Annotated in this window: 14 protein-coding genes; 5 read left to right on the top strand and 9 right to left on the bottom strand. The window is 48.9% G+C overall.

Features of this window, described 5'->3' with window-relative positions:
- The first annotated feature begins 10 nt into the window (after positions 1–10).
- From ACFQ2O_RS08025 to ACFQ2O_RS08035, 3 genes are all read left to right on the top strand, one after another.
- Positions 11–3,253, top strand: a complete 3,243-nt coding sequence (locus ACFQ2O_RS08025; RefSeq protein WP_377525365.1) for a SusC/RagA family TonB-linked outer membrane protein — start codon at positions 11–13, stop codon at positions 3,251–3,253.
- Positions 3,254–3,263: 10 nt separating this feature from the next.
- Positions 3,264–4,658, top strand: coding sequence for a SusD/RagB family nutrient-binding outer membrane lipoprotein (locus ACFQ2O_RS08030; protein ID WP_377525370.1), 1,395 nt, complete (start codon positions 3,264–3,266; stop codon positions 4,656–4,658).
- Positions 4,659–4,984: 326 nt separating this feature from the next.
- Complete coding sequence (locus tag ACFQ2O_RS08035; protein ID WP_377525374.1) at positions 4,985–5,452, top strand: hypothetical protein; 468 nt, start codon at positions 4,985–4,987, stop codon at positions 5,450–5,452.
- A 143-nt stretch (positions 5,453–5,595) separates the two neighbouring features.
- On the opposite strand, the gene ACFQ2O_RS08040 is transcribed toward ACFQ2O_RS08035, so the two are convergent.
- The gene (locus tag ACFQ2O_RS08040) at positions 5,596–8,565 is read right to left on the bottom strand and encodes a glycoside hydrolase family 3 N-terminal domain-containing protein (RefSeq protein WP_377525411.1); all 2,970 of its coding nucleotides are present in this window, start codon (positions 8,563–8,565) and stop codon (positions 5,596–5,598) included.
- Between the two features lie 296 nt (positions 8,566–8,861).
- Between ACFQ2O_RS08040 and ACFQ2O_RS08045 the strand changes: the two genes are divergently transcribed.
- Positions 8,862–10,436, top strand: a complete 1,575-nt coding sequence (locus ACFQ2O_RS08045) for a glycoside hydrolase family 10 protein (RefSeq protein ID WP_377525378.1) — start codon at positions 8,862–8,864, stop codon at positions 10,434–10,436.
- 69 nt (positions 10,437–10,505) lie between these two features.
- Here ACFQ2O_RS08045 and ACFQ2O_RS08050 read toward each other — a convergent pair whose 3' ends face one another.
- From ACFQ2O_RS08050 to yjjX, 7 genes are all read right to left on the bottom strand, one after another.
- Positions 10,506–11,333 carry a ZIP family metal transporter gene (locus ACFQ2O_RS08050; protein WP_377525381.1) on the bottom strand — a complete coding sequence of 276 codons (828 nt, stop codon included), beginning with the start codon at positions 11,331–11,333 and terminating at the stop codon, positions 10,506–10,508.
- A 62-nt stretch (positions 11,334–11,395) separates the two neighbouring features.
- The gene (locus tag ACFQ2O_RS08055) at positions 11,396–12,157 is read right to left on the bottom strand and encodes a Mut7-C RNAse domain-containing protein (protein ID WP_377525385.1); all 762 of its coding nucleotides are present in this window, start codon (positions 12,155–12,157) and stop codon (positions 11,396–11,398) included.
- Between the two features lie 127 nt (positions 12,158–12,284).
- Positions 12,285–13,478: an NRAMP family divalent metal transporter gene (locus ACFQ2O_RS08060; protein WP_377525388.1), complete on the bottom strand. Its 1,194-nt coding sequence runs from the start codon at positions 13,476–13,478 to the stop codon at positions 12,285–12,287.
- Positions 13,479–13,484: 6 nt separating this feature from the next.
- The gene (gene pxpA / locus ACFQ2O_RS08065; protein ID WP_377525391.1) at positions 13,485–14,246 is read right to left on the bottom strand and encodes a 5-oxoprolinase subunit PxpA; all 762 of its coding nucleotides are present in this window, start codon (positions 14,244–14,246) and stop codon (positions 13,485–13,487) included.
- Entirely contained in the window at positions 14,243–15,253 is a 1,011-nt protein-coding gene (locus ACFQ2O_RS08070) for a 5-oxoprolinase subunit C family protein (protein WP_377525394.1), read from the bottom strand. The genes pxpA and ACFQ2O_RS08070 overlap by 4 nt, the downstream gene beginning before the upstream one ends.
- The gene (gene pxpB, locus ACFQ2O_RS08075; protein ID WP_377525397.1) at positions 15,250–15,981 is read right to left on the bottom strand and encodes a 5-oxoprolinase subunit PxpB; all 732 of its coding nucleotides are present in this window, start codon (positions 15,979–15,981) and stop codon (positions 15,250–15,252) included. Before pxpB ends, ACFQ2O_RS08070 begins: the two co-directional genes overlap by 4 nt.
- A gap of 7 nt (positions 15,982–15,988) precedes the next feature.
- A complete protein-coding gene (yjjX, locus tag ACFQ2O_RS08080) occupies positions 15,989–16,546 on the bottom strand; it encodes an inosine/xanthosine triphosphatase (RefSeq protein WP_377525400.1) in 558 nt (185 codons plus the stop codon).
- A 251-nt stretch (positions 16,547–16,797) separates the two neighbouring features.
- On the opposite strand from yjjX, the gene ACFQ2O_RS08085 reads away from it, so the two are divergent.
- A complete protein-coding gene (locus tag ACFQ2O_RS08085) occupies positions 16,798–19,404 on the top strand; it encodes a M1 family metallopeptidase (protein ID WP_377525404.1) in 2,607 nt (868 codons plus the stop codon).
- A gap of 209 nt (positions 19,405–19,613) precedes the next feature.
- Here ACFQ2O_RS08085 and ACFQ2O_RS08090 read toward each other — a convergent pair whose 3' ends face one another.
- Positions 19,614–23,423, bottom strand: a complete 3,810-nt coding sequence (locus tag ACFQ2O_RS08090) for an endonuclease/exonuclease/phosphatase family protein (protein ID WP_377525408.1) — start codon at positions 23,421–23,423, stop codon at positions 19,614–19,616.
- Positions 23,424–23,540: the final 117 nt, after the last annotated feature.

The following is a 23,540-nucleotide window of genomic DNA, read 5'->3' on the forward strand; positions in this document are numbered from 1 at the left end:
CTAAACACTTATGAAAAAAATCTACTATTCCTTTCTTTGGCTACTGCTTATCTGTTGCTGCGGCACTGCCTTTGCACAGCAGATAAGCGTGAGTGGCAAAGTAACAGGCGCCGAAGGAGGCTATCCCCTACCGGGTGTCAGCGTGATTGTGAAAGGCACAACAACAGGCGCAGCCTCAGGCGCTGATGGCACTTTTCAAATCAATGTGCCAAGTGAAGATGCCATCCTACTGTTTCGCTTTCTGGGGTACCAAACAAAAGAGGTGCGGGTAGGTGCTCAGCGCCAAATCAATGTACAGTTAAGCACCGATAATCAGCAACTGAGTGAGGTTGTGGTAACGGCACTCGGTATAGAGCGCAGCGAGCGCTCTCTTGGCTATGCGACGCAGCAGGTAAACGGGGAAGACCTTACCTTTACCAAGGAGCAGAATGTACTAGGATCTTTAGCCGGAAAAGTAGCCGGTGTGCAGGTAACAGGCTCGTCTGGCGCAAGTATGGGAGGTACACAAAAAATCAAAATCCGTGGCATCAACTCTGTTACCGGTTCGGGGCAGCCTTTGCTTGTTGTAGATGGCACACCCATTTCTAATGCAAATTTTGCAGCAAGCGACGGCGTTGACTACGGTAACCTGGGGCAGGACATCAACCCGGAAGATGTCGCCTCGATCAATGTATTAAAAGGTCCTGCAGCTTCGGCTCTGTATGGCATCCGCGGCCAGAATGGCGTTATTATGATCACCACCAAAAAAGGAGCAGTAGGCGCAGATAAAGTCACGGTTCAATTAAGCTCGGCCTTCTCCGTTGAAAGAGTCGGTAACATCATGCCTTACCAAAACATGTACGGCGGTGGCTCCAGCCAAACCTGGAGAACGCTCCCCAACGGCGAGAAATACGTGCAGATAAACGTAGATGAAAGCTGGGGCCCGAAAATGGATGGCACTTTGGTTCGTCAGGTCTTCAGTTTTTATCCTCAGGACCCTAATTATGGGCAGACAACACCTTTTGTAGCGCATCCTGATAACATCAAAGACTATTATGAGACAGGCACTACTCTGAATAATGGCGTCAGCGTATCAGGGGGCAGCCAAAAAACAAACTACCGCATCAGTTTTAATGATACCCGGATTGAAGGCGTGGAACCAAACACCTGGCTCAGAAGAAACAACGTGGGTGTGGCCCTGGGTGTAAATTTATCACCTAAAGTTACAGCTTCCGCCAATATAAATTATGCCCGCAACAACGGCCAGCGCCCGGCACAGGGCTCAGAAGACGGCTCTCGCTATCTGGGGCAGTGGTTTCAGCGGAACATAGATATGAACCGCCTGAAAGACTATCAGTATGCCGACGGCACTTTTCTGCATTGGAACCTAAGAACACCCAGCTCCACAACTGGTGAGGTTACCAACTTTAAACCGCTGTACTGGAACAACCCCTATTTTGACGCATACGAAAGCTACAGCAACGATAGCAGAGACCGCTTCTTCGGTGATGTTGGATTAACATACAATGTATTGAATAACCTGAAACTAAGCGGATTCATACGCTCTGACATGTTTACGCAGAACATTGAAGCCCGTACAGCCCTTGGCGGCACCGACTTGCCTGGTTACTCTTTAGCCAAGTACCAGAATAACGAAACCAACTACGAGTTTTTAGCTCAGTATGACAAACAGTGGGACGCATTCTCATTAAACGCCAACCTGGGCGCTAACCTCTACGACAGAAAGTATACTTATACCTCACAGGCTACTGCTGGCGGTCTTTCTGTTCCGGGATATTACAATATTGCAGCCTCTATTGGCAGACCAACCAGCGGCAGAGAAGACTTTCCTTCCTACTTAATGGAGAAACAGATTAGAAGCGGTTATGCTATGGTTTCAGTTGGTTTCCGGGACACCTATTTTGTAGATGCCTCTATCAGAAGAGACGCCTCCTCTACCCTGCCCGACCCTTATTGGTACTCTTCTGTTTCAGGCAGCTTTGTGTTTAGCGAACTGCTAAATTGGGGACCGCTGTCTTTTGGTAAAATCAGGTTGAGTTATGCAGAGGCCGGCTCTGATGTTGAACCTTACAAAACCACTTATAATTTTGAGCCAGGCCCGATTTATCAGGATGAAAACGTTGCAGTGAATACGCTGACGGTGCCAAACAGCCTCAACAATCCTCAAATTAAGCCTGCTTTTGCACGCTCTTATGAGGCAGGTATAGATCTAAAGTTTTTTCAAAACAGGCTGGGCCTAGACCTTACCTTTTACCAGCAGAGAAACAAAGACCAGACCTTTACGCTTCCTATCTCAGGGGCAAGCGGTTATTCATCGATGTTCATCAATGCTGGTTTGATAGAAAACAAGGGAATCGAGCTTGCCTTAACAGGAAGCCCTGTAGTATCGGAAGCATTTTCCTGGGATGTGCTGTTCAACGTGAACAGAAACAGAAACAAAATCATAAAACTGGCTCCTGGCATTGATGCTTATTTACTTGGGTCTACTACCTACTCCAGCACCTCAAGTTACCTGTATGCTTTTCAGGGGGAGCAGTTCGGCAGCCTGGTTGGCCAGGCCTACCAACGAGATGAAGCTACCGGTAAAATGTTGCTAGGTGCTAACGGAGTTCCGCTTTATACTACTGCCACTCATAATTTTGGAAGTGTGCTGCCTGATGTAAATGGCGGTTTTCAAAACACGTTTAAAATCTGGAAATTCGATGCAGCCGCCATGGTTGACTTTCAGGTGGGAGGCCAGTTCTTCAGTCGTTCTAAAATGTTGGCTGTTAGAACAGGTCTTGATCCTCTGACTGTTGCCACAAACGATAAAGGATTTAACGTGCGCGATGCGGTAAGTGACGGCGGCGGTGTGAGAGTGGAAGGTATATATGCCCCAGGCACGATCATCAAAGTAAATGGTGAAGATGTAGACGTAAGCGGGCAAGAGGCTGTGGTATATGTGAACCCTCAAACCTACTATGGCACCACAGCCAGAAGAATTTACGAAGACTGGGTTTATGATGCTTCTTATGTAAAGCTGCGGGAAGTACGCTTAGGTTATACCCTGGATAAATCCATCTTAGGCAACTTGCCGCTGGAACGCGTGAATATTGCACTCATTGCTCGTAATCCAGCCATGATCTGGCAAAAAGCGCCAAAAGGACTAGATCCTTCCGAGCTTTCTGCTGGTGCCCAAAGCGTTAGTTGGTATGAATCAGGCCAGCTTAACACGGTACGCTCTTACGGTATCAACCTAAACATCACCTTTTAATCAGCATCACATGAAAAAGATATATATAGCCTTACTAGCGAGTTTCGCACTATGGAGTTGTGAGGACCTAGAGGACATGAACGTGAATCCGAACTTACCTACTCAGGCATCCGGCACCCAACTTATTGCGAATGCAGCTCTTTCACTGCCAGAATTAAGTTCTTCTCCTACCGGTGAGTTTCTTGCACAATATCTAGCAGAAACACAGTATGTAACGGCATCTCTCTACCCTGAAGGCGGCTCCAGTTTTTACTGGCTTTACCAAGGGCCTTTAATGAACCTGCAGTCTGTGCTGGATAATGCAGAAAACCTTGATGTGTACGATGGCCCAGTAGCTAACCAACTGGCTGTTGCCAAGATATTGAAAGCTTACTATGTCTGGAATATTACAGACCGCTGGGGTGACGTGCCTTTTTCGGAGGCTTTACAGGGAAGAAGCAATATCACACCCGCCTACGACTCACAGGAGAGCATTTACAACAGCCTGTTTATGTTACTGGATGAAGCAGACAAACAAATTGTGTCCGGTAGCATCAGCAACGACATCATTTATGGCGGAGACATGACCAAGTGGCATAAGCTGGGCAATACTGTACGCCTTCTGATGGCGCTGCGCTTATCAGAGGTTAATCCTGACAAGGGCAAAGAAGAATTTAACAAAGCTCTGGCAGCCGGTATTATGTCATCAAATAATGATAACCTCGTATTTAGGCACTTGTCGAACCCAATAAACCAAAATTATTGGTATAACCAGTGGGTAATTGAAAATCACGAATGGTGGGCTTTAACAGAGACAGTGGTAGAGAAAACCAACCCTCTTAACGACCCAAGGCTTGAGGTGTTTGGGCAACCATCCAGAAAAGGAGGTGTGTACCGCGGTCTGAATTTCGGCGAAACCAGAAACATGAACACAGACGATTATTCTTTGCTAGGTGAGGCTATCTATGCGCAGAATGCACCTGTTTACCTGGTTACCTACGCGCAAACCCTTTTTGCCATGGCCGAAGCTGCTAAACGCGGCTGGATCCCAGGTGGTGATGCAGAAGCGGAAGCTTATTATAACAAAGCAGTGGAGCAGTCGGTACTACAATGGACAGGAAGCCCGGAAGGTGCGGCGGAGTTACTTGCGCAGCCTGCTGTTGCTTACGACCCTGCGAACGCTATTGAGAAAATAGCTACACAGCGATGGGTACACCTTTTTATGCATGGCTATGAAGCATGGGCAGAGTGGAGACGTACCGGCTATCCTGATGATTTAGTTACACCAGATGGCAAAGCAGTCCCAAATAGATTGATGTATCCTGCCCTGGAGGCAGCCAATAATGCCGGCAGCTACAATGCTGCGCTTCAGCGCCAGTTTGGTGGAACTGACGGCTTGTACGGAAAAGTCTGGTGGGATAAATAATTATATGCTACAGCTTTTAAAACAGAAAAGGCTGCTCCTATGGGCAGCCTTTTCTGTTTACTTTGCCATTATTAGCGGCTGCAAAATCTCAAGGTAAAGTGCTCTCTAAGTAAGATCAAACTTAAAGAAGCATGGCAGAATTAGATTCTCCCTACACGCGGAAGTTAAGCTTCTGCGAAGTGTGGGAGAAGGGGCCATCCATCAACAAGATCCTGCCAGAAGGAAAATTAGATTAAACTATATTTGCACGTATACATATATTCAATTAACTCTTCATAAGAGTTGAACAATCAACAAATTACACCCCCTAATCCATTCCAAAAAACATGAAACAACTTTATCTTTTATTGCTCCCACTCTTGTTCATTTCTTGTGAAAAGACTACTGAGTGCTGTGTAGTTGTGGACACCAGCATAGATCTGCAGTATAGAACCGAAGACGGAGAAGACTGGCTACAGCAGCAGCAGCTAAATGAGAAAAACATTTCTGTTTACTTCATAAATGAAAGCCAAAAGGAAATAATTTCTAAAGGCAAGCTTTATTCTCCTGAGATGATTATTATAAATCAGGATGGATCAGGTAAAAGAATACTACAGCTATTCCCCAGCGATTATATAAAAAACAATACGTCACGCACGCTGATTGAATTTTCTGCCACAGATGTAGATACAGTTGACTGCCTGTTTAACACCAAGAACAGCAGCATGATTTGTGAAGAAGTCCGGTATAATGGCAAATTGGTTTGGAGTATGAATCAAGGTTCCCCCCGAATTATTCAAGTTATCAAGAACTAACTCTTAGCAGTATACTTACCTAGATAAAAGCAACTACTGCATCAAAGTATAGAATGATACACTTTGATGCAGTAGTTGCTTTTTGATAAGCAGGAGGTGAGTATGGTGTTCCCCTTTTCTAATCCAATGGCTTTGGCTACTGCTTACGGCTGCACTTTCCTGCTCTTCTCCAGTGCCTCGTACACCACCTGCAGCACATTGGTGCGGGTATTTAGCTGGCTTAATTTAGGGTTTTCGCGGGTTGGATAAACTCTGTTTGATAGGAACACATACACCAGCCCGTTCACCGGGTCCACCCAGGTGTAGGTGCCCGTGAAGCCGGAGTGGCCGAAGCTTTCAGCTGGTGCACTTGGAGCGGCGTTGCCGTCCGGCGCACCCGGCTTGGACGGGCGGTCGAAGCCGAGGGCGCGGTGGTTGCCCTGCCCGCAGAACTGGCACTTGCTGAATTCACTAACCGTGTTACCGCCTATGTAAGTTTCGCCCGCATACTTGCCGTCATTTAAGTATAGCTGCATCAGTTTTGCCACATCGTTGGCAGTTCCGAACAAACCGGCATGCCCGCTCACCCCGCCCAGCATGGCCGCCCCCTCGTCGTGCACCGTGCCGTGCAGCAGCTGTCTCCTGAAAAGCGAGTCCACCTCCGTCGGCACAATGCGGTCTGCAGCATACTGCTTGTAAGGATTAAAGGTAAGGGTGCTGGCGCCGATTGGCTTGTAAATGTTCTGCTTCAGGTAGGTCTCGAAGTCCTGCCCGGTGATGTTCTGCACCACCAGCGGGGCGAGTATGAACGAGAGGTCGCTGTACACGTAGCCCGGCTTCTCGTTGAGCGGTGACTCCTTTATCTGATCATAGATCTTACCGGCGTACCTGCGGTGGATGTAGAGGTTGTCTGCCACCCTGATGGGGAAACGGCGCGAAGAATCTGCTTTGAAGGTGGCCCACTTAAATTTGCCGTTCTTCTTCACCGTCTCTTTCCAGAACGGGATCCATGCCTGCAGCCGCGCCTGGTGCGTGAGGATGTCGCGGTACTTCAGGTTTGCCTTGTTGGAGCCCTGCATCAGGGGCAGGTACTCGCCCAGCGTGCGGTCCACGTCAAAGCGCCCCTCCCCCGCCAGTCTCATAAAGGCGGCCAGCGAGGTGCTGATCTTGGTCACCGAGGCCAGGTCGTACAGGTCGGTGAGCTGCACCGGATGCTGTTCCTCATACGTGTGGTTACCGAAGGCTTTGTGGTAAAACACCTTTCCATCTTTCGCTACGAGTACTTGAGCCCCGGGAGTAGCACCTTGCGCCATCGCCTGCGCCACCAGCGAGTCAATACCGGCTAAATCAACAGCTTTTATTCCTACTGCCTCTGGTTGGGCATAAGCCAAACGTAAGCCTCCTTGTGTTTTTAGGCCATCTCCTATTTTGAAGGCATTTGATACAGTAACAGGTAATTTCCCTTTCGCACCAATACCTCCGAAAATCAATTGAGAAGCTATATCCTGTGTCAGCGGTGTTTCCTGGTAGGCCGCGATAACAGCATCGGCTTTCGCTAGATCTTCTAGGTGAGCTAAACTGTAGACATTGCCAAACACACCTACAATGGTAGGCTTAGAACGTATCAAGTCCTTCAGGAACAGGTTCATTTCAGCAGTGATGCCAAAGTTGCTGCTACCTGCCTTTAGGTTAAGCTTATGTACTCCTGCTACTATTACATTGTACTGCTGTAGCTTTTCTTTCAGCGCTTGTAATTCAGCTATACTTGAGTTTGGTGTCAGGAAGAAGGTGTCTACCTGCATGTAGCGGGCAAGGCCGCGCTGAAAAGCAGTTTCTTCTTTCGTACCTATTGCCAGAGCCGCTACCTTTAAAGTATCCATGCGCTGTAGCGGCAGTATGTTTTGTTTGTTGCGCAGCAGTGTGAGCGAAGCCTCCACCAGCTGCTGGTTCAGGTACTCAGCATGCGGGTTGTTGAGGTCCGCGATCAGGTTTTCGGTTTCGATCGGCTGCCACTTGTCCAGCCCCAGCCACTGCTTGGCAGCGAGCACTTTACGCACTCTCAGATCTATTTCAGCCTGTGTGATATCTCCGTTGGCAATGGCCTTTTTCACTTCTGCAATGGTGGTGCCCACGTCCATGGTGTTCAGCATCACGTCGTTTCCGGCGAGCAGCGCCTTCACGTCCACCACGCCCGGCGGGTAGAACTTGGCCACACCCTGCATGTTGAGCGCATCCGTGAACACCAGCCCCTGGTAGTTCATCTCCTTCTTGAGCAGGTCGGTCACGATCGGCTTGGAGAGCGTGGAGGCCAGGTTCGGAGTGTTATCGAGCACCGGGATGTTCATGTGGGCCACCATCAGGCTGCCCAGGCCGTTCTTCATCAGCTGGCGGAACGGGTAGAGCTCCACGGAGTCAAGACGGAGCTTGGAGAAGTTGATGATAGGAAGCCCCACGTGCGAGTCGACGTTGGTGTCGCCGTGGCCCGGGAAGTGCTTGGCGTTGGCCAGCACCTTGTTGTCCTGCATGCCGCGCATGTACGCCATGGCCTTGCGGGTCACGTTATACTTGTCCTCCCCGAAGGAGCGGAAGCCGATAACTGGGTTGTTGGCGTTGTTATTTACATCTACTACCGGGGCGAAGTTCACGTGCACCCCCAGGCGGCGGCACTGGCGGGCGATCTCGGCACCCATCTCGTAGATCAGCTGCTCGTCCTCGATGCCTCCCAGGGCCATCTGGTACGGAAACTTGGTGGTGCTGTCCAGGCGCATGGCAAGGCCCCACTCGGCGTCTATGCTCACCATCAGCGGCACCTTGCTTTCCTTCTGGTAGCGGTTGGTCATGTGTGCCTGCCGCACCGGCCCGCCCTGGAAAAAGATCAAACCGCCCACTTTATACTTCCTGACCAGGGCGCTGATGGAATCCACGTGCGCCTGGTTCTTGTTCGAGTACACCGGGATCATGATCAGCTGGGCGATGCGCTCCTCCGGGCTGAGCTTGTTGAACACCGAGTCCACCCACGCCTGCTTCGCATTCAGAAAAGGAGGGTCGGTGGCCGGGTTGAAAACACGGGCTGCCGCTTTTTCGGTGCTGCTACGGCCAGTCTTAGGTTTGTGCTTCTGTGAAAAAGCTTGCATTGGCCCAAAGAGGTACAGGGCAAAGAGGATAAGCAAAAAGTAAGGTCTATTTCTCAAAGTGCTGATTGGTTAGCTCTAACAGGTTTTGATGCAATTTAAGGTTATTCAGCAAAACTTTACGGCAAAAGCGTCGCATAACACTAGTAGAACAGGAGATAGTAGAAACATAAATAACACCTGATTTTAGTTTCGGGCTTTTGCAGACCGCTCCTGCTTCCTATCTTTAAACTTTGTAAGCAACATGCTTGCTGCCAATACCCTAAAGTACACCCATACACTTGCGCTACCTGCCTCTTATGCTTATCCTTTTAAAAAAGCAGCGTGCTTTTTATAGCCTGTTTTTATTGCTGCTTAACTTTGCCGTACTGGCTCAAACTCCATCTCCCAAGCGCGAGTTCAGGGCGGTATGGATTGCTAGCGTAGCCAACATAGACTGGCCTGCACAAAAAGGGCTTTCGACAGAGGCGCAACAGAAAGCATTTACGGCTATACTTGATGATCATCAGAAAAATGGCATGAATGCAGTTATTGTGCAGATACGACCAGCTGCTGATGCTTTATACCGCAGCCAACTGGAACCGTGGTCGGAGTGGCTAACCGGCAAGCAAGGCAAAGAACTGAGCTCTCCCTACGACCCGCTGGACTTTATGCTGACTCAGAGCCATCAGCACGGTATGGAGTTCCACGCCTGGTTTAACCCTTATAGGGCAACCTTCGATGCCAAAGCCATCACAGCACCTGACCACATCACCAGGCGCAAACCGGAATGGTTTATCAAGTATGATGGCAAATTGCTTTTTAACCCAGGTATACCAGAGGTGCGTACCTACATTACATCAGTTATTATGGATGTGGTGAGGCGATATGACATTGACGGGGTGCATTTTGATGACTATTTCTATCCCTATCCTGTTGCCAACACCGCTTTCGCTGACGACAGCACCTTTACCCGCTACAATAACGGCTTCCGCAACAAGAACGACTGGCGTCGAAATAATGTAGATCTGCTCATTAAGGGAATTTCAGATAGTATAAATGCCGTAAAGCCTTACGTGAAGTTCGGCATCAGTCCATTTGGTGTCTGGAAGAATAAAGCTGAAGATCCGGCTGGTTCTGCCACCCGTGCTGGTGCGCCTACCTATTCCACCCTCTATGCCGACACCCGTAAATGGATGCAGTTAGGATGGATAGATTACTTAGTACCGCAGGTATACTGGCACATCGGCCATAAGGCTGCTGACTATAAAACAATTGTGGAATGGTGGTCTCTGAACTCCTTTAACCGCCACTTGTACATAGGCCACAGTGCGTACAAAGTTGGTACCGATGCCAATGCCGCTTGGCAAGACTCAAACGAAATACCGCGGCAACTGCGCCTGAACCGCTCTTTGCCCGCCGTAGGAGGAAGTGTCTATTTCAGCTCTAAATCAGTTTTGAAAAATACGAACCACATGCAGGACTCGCTTCGATCTTATTACTGTTATCCAGCTTTAGTCCCGCTGATGAACTGGAAGCAAGCAAAGCCTTTACCCCCTACTACCATCGTGCGGGCACAGCAAACAACAAAAGGTGTATACCTACAATGGCAGCCTGTGGCAGATGCTAGATACTACCTTATTTATCGCCTGGAAAAAGACCGATTCTGCGACACGCCCATCTGGAATAAGCAGTATTGGGAGCCTTTTCACGCTGAGCTAAACAACCCAGCGCGCATTGTTGCCAAAGTATTCAGCAACACCACCCGCTACCTGGATGTGGCACCTCTGGAAGAAGGCAAGTATACGTATGTTGTCACTACACTGGATAGGCTGCAGAACGAAAGTGCACCTTCTCAGAGCGTAACTTTGACTTATAAAAAGTATTCTTTGTAAGGCTTCGGTTACTTTGAGTCAGTCTGAATTTTAAACTTTGCAAGCAAAAACCTAGTATAAACTGGCTGCTTATCCAAGCCCGACATCCAGGATCATCATCACCACGAAACCAGCGATCAGCCCGAGCACGGCTACATCGGTGTTTTTATCGCGCTGCGTTTCAGGTATAACCTCCTCCACCACTACATAAATCATGGCACCGGCTGCAAAGGCTAGTGCAAAAGGTAATGCAGGCTCAATATAGACAACGGCTATAGCCCCTAAAACGCCAGCAACAGGCTCTACAATAGCCGACAGCTGACCGTACCAGAAGCTTTTAAAGCGGCTGACATTCATGCGGCGCAAAGGCATGGCCACGGCAAAGCCCTCTGGAAAGTTTTGCAGACCAATACCAAAAGCCAGCGTTATAGCAGCTGTGATACTTACGTTATCCATACCGTTTGCAGCAGCTCCGAAAAGTACGCCTACTGCCAGTCCTTCGGGTATGTTGTGTATGGTAATAGCAAGTATAAGAAGTGTGGTGCGATGCCAGGTGGTTTTTACGCCTTCTTTCTCGCTTTCTTCAAAATTGATGTGCAGGTGTGGCGCCAGCTTATCAAGGCCGAAGATAAACAGGGAACCAGCCAGGAAACCAACTGCGGCAGGCATCCAGATCATTGTAGGGTACAGCTGTTCAGAATATTCAATAGCCGGTGCCAAAAGCGACCAGAAACTGGCGGCCAGCATCACGCCTCCCGTAAAGCCAAGCATAATATCCTGCCAGGTACGGTTAAGCTCTTTAAAGAAGAAAACCATACTTGCGCCAAGCGCCGTTACCAGCCACGTAAAAATTGTTGCGAGCAAAGCCGCATATACAGGACCGATTTCCTGCAGAAAAGATTCTAAACTTTCCATCATAATGTTATGTCAGCTGCTAATACCGCCCGAAGGTACAATTTGTTTCTCTGGTGTAGCATTGCTTAACCATTTCTGTTTTTGATTAGCTGTGCTATGAAGCCTTGCATGCGATCATAGTGAGAGCCTTTCCAGTACACGCGCTTGCAGGAGGGGCACTGATAGAACTCATTAAAGTATAGCCGGGTTTTGGGTGGCAACTGCTCCATTATACATTCCTTATCTACCGCAAGTACAGGTGTATTACACTCCAGGCAAAGCCTAAATGGGCTGAAACTGTCCCATAGATCGAAGCGCCTAATTACCTCCTCCAGTTGCTCCTGCGTGTGCTGCGAGCGCAGCCAGTACCCCCAGGTGATTACCTTCTGCTTCAGCAGCCCGATATCCCGCGTCAGCACCACTAGCTGTTGCTCCTGTGCCAGTTGAGCAATGGTGTTATCAGATAAATCTGTTTGATAATAAGTTTTTACACCTAACATGCGCATGCTTTTAGCCAGCGTACCCAAATGCACATCAAGTATAAACCGCTTTGGTGCAGGATGATTTTTAGAGAAGGAATAGCCTACAGGCCAGTTATACTTTGCATCTACAGGAAAAACATCTACCTCGTCGCCTGCACTTATTGCCTGCTGCAAGGTTGCTGGTTTCTTATTCAATAAAATCACATCTACCTCCGGGTGCGGCACCCCCATGGCTTCAATCGCATCTTTTACTGCCGGAGCACCTTTGAAAGTATAAGAGATTGTTTGATCCCTCTCGCGCTTCTTCAAAAAGTCTTGTAAGGCTCCGTGAAAGCGGAAGCTGGCAGTGTTCATTTCATCTTGCATGCTACCACATACGGAAATACAAATTCTGCTTGCGTATCAGGATGAATTAATTGCGCGGCTGTCTCAGCTATTGCACCTCTAATGATGAGCCCCATTCAACAAAAAGTCTTGCATCTTAGTACCAACTTTAAGTGAAAAGCTTCGGTAGCTGCTGCAGTAACGTATAGCCACCAAGGTAAGCCATCACCAGCACAACTAAAACCCCAAATATGGTAAGTATGATCGGATGGCGGTAATCTCCTACTATAGCTGGTTTATAGGCAGCATAAAGCATTGTGCCCAGCGAAAGCGGCAGAATAAGGCCGTTGAGCGCACCAGCAAGTATAAGCAGGCGCACAGGCTGACCGATAGTAACGAAAATAGCTGTTGAAATAAGTATAAATCCGATAATTACCCAGTTCTCATGTTGCTGTATTTTAGGACTGAACGATTTCAGAAAAGAAACAGAAGTATAAGCTGAGCCAATAACAGAGGTGATAGCCGCAGAAAGCATCACCAACCCAAATAGCTTGTACCCGATAGGTCCTGCAGCCTGTTGAAAAACTGAGGCTGGTGGATTGGCAGGATCTAAGATGAGCCCTTTGCTCACCACGCCAAGCGCGGCCAGAAAGAGAAATATGCGGATAATGGAAGCTATTGTAATACCAGAAACAGCACTTGTGTTTACTTCAGATAAAGACTTTTCTCCCTTAATGCCCGCATCTAACAACCTATGCCCTCCGGCAAAAGTAATGTAGCCGCCTACAGTACCGCCCACAAGCGTGATAATGGCAATCACATCCACTTCATCAGGCAAAAAAGATTTAGAGAGAGCCTCTCCAACTGGAGGTGCCGAGGTAAAAGCCACAAACATAATCAGCAGAATCATCAGGAAGCCCATCACCTGCGCGAACCTATCCATTACTTTACCTGCCTCGCGCACCAGAAAAACAGCGATAGCCATAGCAGCGGCAATCATGGCTCCGGCTTCTGCAGATATCCCCAACAGCACGTTAAAGCCTAAGCCAGCGCCTCCCACATTACCGATGTTAAAGGCCAGTCCGCCCAGCACGATAAGTATGGAAAGCAGCACACCCAGCCCCGGCAGCACCAGGTTGGCAATGTCCTGCGCCCGCCGCTCAGATACCGCTATTACCCGCCACACGTTCAGCTGCACGCCAATATCAAGTATGATGGAGAGTAGTATCACAAAGCCGAAGCTGGCCATGAGCTGCTGCGTAAAAACAGTTGTCTGCGTCAGAAATCCGGGGCCGACTGCAGAAGTAGCCATCAGAAAAGCAGCACCGAGTAATACACTCCAATTTCTCTTTTGCTTTTCCATAGGTTATTAGAGTGCTTTAACCTGTATGCCTTCTGTTGTAAACACCTCCTTAATCTTTCGGGCAAAGTCGAGGGCGTGCGCACCATCACCATGTATGCAGATGGTATCTGCCTGTATAGTTACCTCCTTGCCCTGCTGCGACTGCACTTTGCTTTCTTTTACCATACGCACCACCTGTTGCACCGCTTCATTCTGATCGGTGATAAGTGCATTGGGGCTTCGGCGCGGCGTAAGGGTGCCGTCCTGCTGGTATGTTCTGTCGGCAAAAACTTCGTTAGCAGTTCTAATTCCTATCTTAGCTCCTGCTCGGATCATTTCGCTGCCAGCCAAGCCATAAAGTATAAGCTCCGGCGCTACTTTATAGATGGCCTCGGCAATGGCTTCAGCAAGCGAAGGATTGGTAGCAGCCATGTTATACATGGCGCCGTGTGGCTTCAGGTGATGTAGTTTTGCCCCTTCTGACTTGGCGAAAGCAGATAAGGCTCCCAACTGGTAAACCACCATGTCATATACTTCCTCACCGGACACAGCCATTTCGCGGCGTCCAAAGCCTGAGAGGTCGGGCAGGCCTGGATGCGCACCGATTGCTACGTTATGCTTGAGCGCTTGCCGCACTGTTTTCTTCATGGTGGCAGGGTCTCCGGCATGTAGCCCACAGGCAATGTTAGATGAGCTGATGTACTGTAACAGCTCCCCATCGTTGCCCATGTTCCAGGCACCGAAGCTCTCACCCATGTCGCAGTTCAGATCTACGGTATAAGTACTCATGCTTGCTGTTGCTTAAAATGAATGGCCTGTTTTAAGGCTTTGATATCTTGCTCTTGCTTAAAATATAACAGCTGTGCCTCCTCCAGGCTAACTTCTGTAAAGCGGATTGCTTTATTTGGCTGCACCTGCGCCAACTTCGGCAGGTCGGCTGAGATGATTTGCGCGATGCGTGGATAGCCACCAGTGGTCTGCGCATCGGCCATCAGAATGATCGGGTTTCCTCCTGCAGGAACCTGCACAGCACCATAATTAACGGCTGTAGACAGTAGCTCTGCTTCCTGCTCAAGGGCTAGCACAGTGCCTTGCAAACGAAAGCCCATCCTATCAGAATGCACCGTTACATTGAATTTATCTTTCCAGATGTAGCCCTGGCTGTTTTCTGAGAACAAGTCATATTCCGTTCCACGCATAGCTCGCAGCACAGGACTTTCTTCATAATCTGGCAGAAGTTCCGGGTCTGGTGACCAACTGGCTTCTGTAAACGCAGCGTTGGAGTTATGTAGCAGCAGTTCACTTAAAATAGCTCTGTTTGTTTCGTTGTACTCGCCAACCTGCAGTTCATCGCCAGATTTCAAGGCTCTTCCCTGTAAACCACCGATACCTGCCCGCAGGTAGGTGGCACGACTCTGCATTACCTTAGGAACAGCTACACCTCCAGCCACAGCCAGGTACCCATAGTTACCTAGTAAAGGCTTTCCAAAACGCAAAATACTACCTGCTTTTACCAGCACCGGCCGCCACAGTCTTACAGGTTCCTCATCTATACTTGCTGACAAATCTGCACCACCAAGCGCAATCAAAGCTTCTGCATCAAACCTGATCTCCGGCCCTTGCTGCGTTAGCTCTAAAACGGCTGCGTCTTCATCATTGCCTATCAATATGTTTATCATCCTGAGCGCCAGTTTATCCATCGCTCCGCCCACTACTACACCAAGCTTTTGGTAGCCGTAGCGGCCAATATCCTGAACCGTAGTTAGCAGCCCTGGTTTTAGAACATACATACTCATGTCTGCGCCTCCTTTCTCGTTTTAAACTCTTCCTCAGAAATAGGTACAAACTTTACTTTATCGCCAGCTTGTAGCAGGCTTGGCACTTTTCTGGACGCATCAAAGAGTGCGAGCGGCGTTTGCCCGATAAGCTGCCAGCCACCGGGTGTGCTAATCGGATACACCCCTGTCTGCTCGCCTGCTACGCCAACACTACCCGCTGGTATATATGGCCGTGGTGAGGCTTTTCGAGGTGTGGCTATACGCTTGTCCATGCCCCCTAAGTATGGGAAGCCTGGGGCAAAGCCAATCATATGCACCAGGTATTCCTGAGCGCTGTGGATGTGAATAATCTCTTCTGCAGTGAGTTTGCAGTGGGCAGCTACTTCTTCTAAATCAGGGCCATAGTCGCCGCCATACAGCACTGGCAGCTCAACCACACGCACAGCAGGCGTTTCTTTTACCTCCAGGTTCAGGAGCAACTGCTGCAGCACCTGCACTACTTCGCCATAGGCATCTTTTTTCCCCTCCTGGCTCATCACCCAAGGGTCATAGTAAATAGTGAGGTTCGTAAAAGCTGGCACGTATTCCACTAAACCCCTGAATGGTTTATGCTCCAGTATGTCTGCAAAGGCTCGAATGCTGGCGTGCGTCTTGCTGTCTATCGTGTCTCCGAACTGCAGCACAATGGCCGTATCGCCAAGCGGGCACAGCTGGAAAGGTAACTTTTGTATCGCTTCTGTGGGCATAACAGGTTTATACTTGCCTCTGCTGCTGCGGGTTCAGATAGTAAGCTTTATTCTTGAACGGAACCAGCGCCAGCACCACCGCCTGCTCATAGAGTTCGCGCCTATCCACGGCATTATCAGTCAGCAAACCAATAGCGCCACCTTTCTGCTTTGAGTTGGTATGGCCGAACACTTTATCGTCTGCCTCACCTAACTCCAGCCCCTGCTCTACCAGCTCCTGCACCGCCTTTGGCAAAAAGAAGGTACCTGAGCGGGCCTTGCCTAGCTGCTCTTTATCCTGCACTACTACCCAGGCAAAAGCCGCTAGTTCTCCGTTAAAATTCTCAATGCCGCCTTCAATGCCAATCCAATAATCAGCATCAGGGTACTGCTCATAGGCACTGTTCACCCGGTTTAAAGCTCCCTGCAGCGTCTCCTGCTCGGTCATAGGTTGGTCGGCTACGCCAGAAGGCACATTGACAGGCGCTGCATCAAACTCATCTTCCGGAAACATCCGCTTTAGCCCGTCGAGCGCGGCATTTACTTTAACAGGATTTTTAGAGGCTACTACAACTTTGTAATTCATTTAGTAGATATTAGTATCTAGATGTTAGATTTTAGACTATTTCATAATTTGATCTCACAGCTCATACCGCCAGTTTGAGCGAAGCGGTAACTGGTGAGTACACATGAGGCCAGTTTGTAACTGGCGTAAGTATACTGCATTCATGTCTTCAAGCATCCCCCATCACCTAAAGAAAACAAATTATTCTGAGAAGCAGCGGCAGAAAGTATAGCCATACTTCCTTTCGTTGGGATTAAGTATATTTGAGTTATATGAACAAGAAGCAAAGAAACTTACTGATAGCAAGTATAGCGCTTATTAACGCAGGCGGAATAGCCTCGTGCAGCAAGCCAGCAGCAAATTCTACTAGCACTATACCTGTTGAGGCTGGTGTCTCCGAAGAACTGGCAACCTACCGCAAACAGGTGCTGAGCCAGATAGCCTACGACATCAACCTCACTATACCAGAGCAAAAGCAACAGCCGATACAAGCATCAGAAACCATAACATTCCACCTGGCAGACAACTCGAAGCCCCTGCAACTGGATTTTAAAGAGCAGCCAGACCACTTGAAGCAAGTATGGGTGAATGGCAAGCCGGTGGAGGCGCGTATCGAGGAGGAGCATATTATACTTCCGGCAGCACACCTGAAGAAAGGGCAGAATGAGGTAAAGGTTGAGTTTATAGCCGGTGACCTATCGCTGAACCGCAATGCAGATTACCTCTATACTTTGCTGGTGCCCGACCGTGCCCGCACTGTCATGCCTGTATTCGACCAGCCTAACTTAAAAGCTACGTTCAAGCTGACACTAACCTTACCGAAAGAGTGGAATGCACTGGCAAATGGTACACTACAAGACTCAACGGTAAACGGGCAGGTTAAGACCTATACTTTCGCTACTTCCGATACCATACCAACCTACCTCTTCTCTTTTGCAGCAGGTAAGTTCAAACACGTGCAGCGCGATATGAGCGGTACCACCATGCACTTCTATCACCGCGAAACAGATGCTTCCAAATTAGAAGAAAGCCTGGACCCGATCTTTAATATCCACCGTGATGCGCTTACATTTTTGGAGGATTACACCAAGATACCCTACCCTTTTCAGAAGTTTGATTTCGTAGCCATACCTGATTTTCAGTACGGCGGCATGGAGCACGTAGGTGCAATCCAGTATAAGGCATCCAGCTTGTTTCTGGATGAGGGAGCCACAAAAGATCAGAAGATATCTCGTTCTAACCTCATCGCCCATGAAACAGCCCACATGTGGTTCGGTGATTTGGTAACGATGCAGTGGTTTAATGATGTGTGGATGAAAGAGGTGTTTGCCAACTTTATGGCAGATAAGATCACACAGGTAGCGCTGGAGGACTCTAACTTCGACATGAAGTTTTTGGTAGATCACTTTCCGGCAGCGTATAGTATAGACCGCACCACCGGAGCCAATCCCATTCGCCAGCCACTGGACAACCTGAACAATGCCGGCTCGCTTTACGGCAGCATTATCTACCACAAAGCACCTATCATGATGCGCCAGTTAGAGCGCCTGATGGGCGAAGAAGCGTTTAAGCAGGGCCTGCAGGAGTACCTGAAGAAGTATGCCTACCAGAACGCTACTTGGCCCGACCTGATTCAGATTCTCGATGCCCGCACTTCGGCTGACCTGCAGCAATGGAATCAGGTATGGGTAAACGAGCCGGGCCGCCCCGTTTTCAGCTATGACATGCAATCAGCAGGTGGCAAAATCGAATCGCTACGTATAAAGCAGCGCGGCGAAGACGGCTCTTCCAGAGTATGGCCACAGTTCTTTGAAATTGCTTTGGTGTACCCAAACCGCATAGAGGAACTGACAGTGGATATGACCCAAAGTGAAGTCATACTTGATGAGGCCGCTGGAAAAGAAAAACCGCAGTTTATACTTTTTAACTCGTCCGGGCAAGGGTATGGCGTGTTTCCAGTGGAGCAGGCCATGCTACAGCAACTGTATAAGTTAGAGAATCCGGTGCAACGTGCCTCTGCCTACATTAACCTTTTTGAGAACATGCTGAATGGCCGAGAAATCACTCCTATGCAGCTGCTTTCTTTTTACCAAAATGGCTTAACGCAGGAGCAGGAGGAACTGAACATAAAGCTCATGACGGGTCAGCTTAGCGAGATCTACTGGCAGCTGCTTACACCGGCACAGCGTCAGGCTTATGCCACGCAGCTAGAGCAAAGCATATGGCAATCTATGCAGCAACAGAAATCTGCGAACGTCAAGAAGCTGCTGTTCAAAACTTTCCAAAGTATAACCTTGTCGCAACAGGCGCAGGATAAGCTGTATGCTATCTGGAAAGATAAAAAAGCGCCGGCAGGTGTTAAGCTTAATGAGGATGATTATACTTCGCTGGCACTGGCCCTGGCTGTACGGGATTATAAAGCAGATAACATTCTACAACAGCAACTTACCCGCATTCAGAACCCTGACCGCAAAAAGCGCCTGGAGTTCCTGATGCCGGCTTTGTCTGCCGACGTGCAGGTGCGCGATGCCTTTTTTGCCTCGCTGGCCGAAGCGGAGAACCGGGAGAAAGAATCTTGGGTTGGCTCAGCCTTAGGCTACCTGCACCACCCGCTGCGGGCACGGACTTCTGAAAAGTATCTACCCCAGAGCCTGGAACTGCTGGAAGAGATACAGCAAACAGGAGATATTTTCTTTCCCTTCAATTGGCTCAGCGCTACTTTTGACTCTTACCAATCACCGGAGGCGGCAAAGGTAGTGCGGGACTTTCTGGCTGCACATCCAAACTACAACCCGAAGCTAAAGGCAAAAATACTGCAGGCGGCAGATGGTTTGTTCAGGGCTGAAAAGCTGGTGGAGAGGAAGCAGGCAGGTAGTTAAATTATTCGTACAGGTAACGCTCACATCAAAGGAAACAAAACTTATTTAGCACCTAGTATGAGCTTCTCGGCATGAACTCATTTCTCCGATAGATACCTTAAAGATTTGATTTATACCAGAACCAAATTACAGTAGCAAGCACATCTAACATCATAAAACAGAAAAGCCCGGTAGTACCGGGCTTTTCTGTTTAAAGTATAAATTACGTATTATTCTTTCAGAAGTCTTACGGTATGGCTACCCTCCTGGCTTACAACTTTCAGGAAGTATAATCCAGACTTCAGGCGTTTATCGCGCAAGTCAAGTCTAAAGCTGCCATCACGTAGGCGAGCTGGTCTGTCATAAACAATGTTGCTGTAGTTATCATACACCACCACCTGCACCAGGCCATCTGCTACACCTTCCAAGGTAATCTGGGCATAGTCAGTAACAGGGTTAGGATATACCTTCATCACCACGGCTGGTACCTCAGGCTGCGCTGGCTCTTCGGATTCGTTGCCGCAGGCGTTTTGCTCCTCACAAGTGCCAAGCGTAGCGCCTAACTGCAGGTAGCGCTCTACCAACTGGATCGGCACACACAGACTACGCTCTCTGCTCTTAAAGCGCCCAGGTGTGCTGTAGCAAAGCTCTACCATTGGGATACCAGCTATTGGTTTGCAACTTACGTCTACTACACAAACCTGTACTGTATCTGTAGCTGTGTTGCCATTGCTGTCAGTAACTGTCACTGTGTAGGTCGTGGTTTCTTTGGGGCAAACCTGTATGCTTTGTCCGGTCTGGCCGTTGCTCCATGTATAGGTGTATGCTCCTGTTCCACCAGTGGCTGTGCTGGCTGTTAAAGTGGCACAAGCCTGCGGCGGATAACCATAGTATACTGTCTGGTTTTTGCCTGCGTCTACCATCACTGGCTCTGCAAACTCAAATCGTGTGAGCACAGGCAAGTGGTCAGAAGTGGTGTTTACATAGTTCTGAATGTAAGAGAACGGAATCACCAATCGTTCTGACCCTTCTATATATTCATCAAAAAGCTCATCGCTGATCGTGATATGGTCGATCACATTATCTTGTGTGATAAAAGAGCGCAAACCGGCCTCACTTAACGACAGCGATACAACCTGATAGGCACTATCCTGCACAAAAAGCTGGTAAACAGTTTCTCCCCTGCCAATGGATTCATCTACATCATCATTATAATCTCCGAGCAGGATGAGGTTGGCATTTGGGTAATACTGATCTAGTGTATCCTTCAGCGCCTGCACATCATAGGCTCGTCGGGTAAGATCTGCATTGCTGGAACCTGATTTAGAGTGCACGTTAATTAGCTGAATACGCTGCTTTACACCTTCTATGGTCGCATCTACTGTCAGCATGTAAGGCAACCTGCCACTCGACCAGAAGGACGAAGCATCACCAGTGGGGTAATTGTTCAGCAAGGCAGACTGGCCAGTGCGGGCGGCATCGTAAAGCTCCTCGAAAATTACGCGCTCGTTTACAACAGAGATAACTTCGGTGTTATACAGGAAGCATAGCTTTTGTGCCGGAAAGCTCGGGTCGGGTCCGTTGAATGAGTAGGAATAGCGATCAGAGCAGACGCGGGCATACCCCGGTAGCATTTCCACTAACTGCTGTAGCTGGTTTTCGTCTGATATCTCCTGCACAGTAATGATGTCGGCATGCACGCTATCTAGCAGTGCAGCCGCGTTCTGCAACTGCAGCAGCTCATTGTTCGGGCCGAAATCAGGCTGTGTGGCTCCAAAGAACTCCATGTTCCAGGTCATCACATCCAGCGTTTTAGAAATGGCAATGTCGCTTCCTACTGGCTCATATACCTCTGTTCCAAGCAGATCTTCCCTAAAGCGTGGCAGGAGTTGCAGACTGCCTCTAAAGCTGCTGACAATGCCTGTTATACTTACCGGCTCCTGCGGTTTTAAACGTCCGACCAGGCTCTCTACATCTGCATCAATACGCAGGTCAACTGTACCTGTGCCGTCCGTAATTTGGTAGTTGCTTTCCGGGAACAGCAGTCCTTGGGTATCTACAAAAGTAGCGTTCGGTATAGTTACCAGCATTCCTTCCAGTTGGCGAAGCTCGGCTATACTTGCTACTATTGGCACTACTGGCGTGGTTGCCGGGCCAAAGCTTTCGATAGCAGTTATGTTAACCAGTTCAGGCATCTGATTAAACAGCTCTATAGTGGCTGTAATTTGAATGGAGTCGCCAATGGCAAAAGCACCTTCACCATGTACCTGCGGGTCGAATACGGCGATGCCAGCGGTAGAGTCCTGTAAATAAGCCGGTCCTCCAAACTGGTCAGTGGCTGTTAGCACACCACTTACTGTAACAACTGTGCCTACAGGCAACGTTCTGGCTTCAGCTATACTTCCCTCCTGCGGTTCCTCCGGGTCTGGCCCTGGGTTGCTGCCTCCGAAGCTCTGCCCTGTATTAATAGCATTATAGGTACTGGCGATAGGGCCGCTCCAGACAAAATCAGTGTAAGCAGTACCTGTGCCCGTCAACTGCAAAGAGTAATTCACAGGTGTTGCGCTTCCCTCTGTTACGCCTATGTCTTCGCTTTCCAGGCCAGCGGCAGGGCCAGCAGTAGCTGTCATCGTGCCTTCGTAGCTTAGGAACTGTACTACTTCACCGTCTGGGTTTACCAGTGCAATACCGTCTGGAGCACCATTCTGTAATCCGTTGATAGGGAAAAATACAGCTCCGTAGCCATAATCCTGGTTTGGAATGCTACCGCTAAGGTTTACAGTAGCATAAGCTGCTCCACCGTTTCCGTTATAAGCCACCAATTGCCAGCCGCTCAAATCTGCACCTGCATTTCCGGCTACCTCTACGCCTTCAGCAGTATCAGTTCCTTCGTTATCGTAGTGTATTTCATTGATAAAGACCACATCCTGCAGCGGCAGGAAAGTTTGGTTCGTGTTTACCTGGCCATAGTTCGAGGCGCTGCTCGCTGTCCATGCAAAGGCCTCATACGATGATCCTGCCCCTGTCAGCTGTAGAGAATAACCTACAGGAGAGTCACTGGCTTCAGCTACGCCAATGTCTTTACTCATCAAGCCATCAGCTGGACCGCCGACAGCAGCAAAAACACCTTCATAGCTCAGGAACTGAACTACCTCACCAGCAGGATTAATTAAAGCTATACCGTCCGGCGAACCGTTTTGCAGCCCGGCAATCGGAAAGAATAAAGTGCCGAAACCAGCCTGTTGATTCGGCAGGCTGCCAGTAAGATTAACTGTTGTATAGCTGCTGCCATTGCTGCCGTTATAGCCGATTAACTGCCAGCCCTCCAGGTTAGTACCAGCCAAACCTGCCACCTCCACGCCTTCGTCAGTGTCTGCTCCGGCATTGTCGTAATGTAGTTCGTTGATAAACACAATGGTAGAAGATGGCTCTGGTTGTGGTTCCGGGTCTGGTGTAGGGTTTCCACCGCCAGATAATAGTATTTGGCCAGCGTTTACAGCTCCGAAGGTGTTTGCTGCCTCTGCTTGCCAGGTAAAGTCTGCATAACCGTTGCCGGCATCAGTACCTGCCAGCTGTAGTGAGAAGTTAGCTGGCGTTGAACCGCTCTCGCTAACGCCAATATCCTGGCTGGTCAATCCACTAGCAGGGCCAGCAGTTGCTGTAAACGCACCTTCGTAGCTAAGAAACTGCACCACTTCGTTAGAAGCGTTCACCAAGGCCACTCCGTCAGGAGCACCATTTTGTATGCCGTTGCTGGGATAAGTCACAACTACGAAGCCATACAAAGAATCGCCGGGGATCAGGCCTGATAAGCTGCGAGTGTCGTAGGGCGAACCGTCGTTGCCGTTATACAGCACAACACTCCAGCCAGACAAATCGGTGCCACTGGGTCCAAGAATCTCTATGGCTTCGTTGACATCGGTACTTTCGTTGTCGTAATGTATTTCGTTAATGAAGATTTGCTGCGCAAAGGTTGCCGTGGAAAAACACAGGCAGACCAACAAACCCAGCAATTTAAGCGGGAGTAAAAAGTTTTTCATGCGATAGGAAAAGATGTATGTAAGATTAAACAAATGTTCAGCATCCTTATACTATAGCTACCTCCATCAAACACTATCACATCTTGCCATAGTTATAGTACCTAATCTTTTACTAGA

The organism is Pontibacter rugosus, from assembly GCF_042678745.1.
GTDB classification, from domain to species: domain Bacteria; phylum Bacteroidota; class Bacteroidia; order Cytophagales; family Hymenobacteraceae; genus Pontibacter; species Pontibacter rugosus.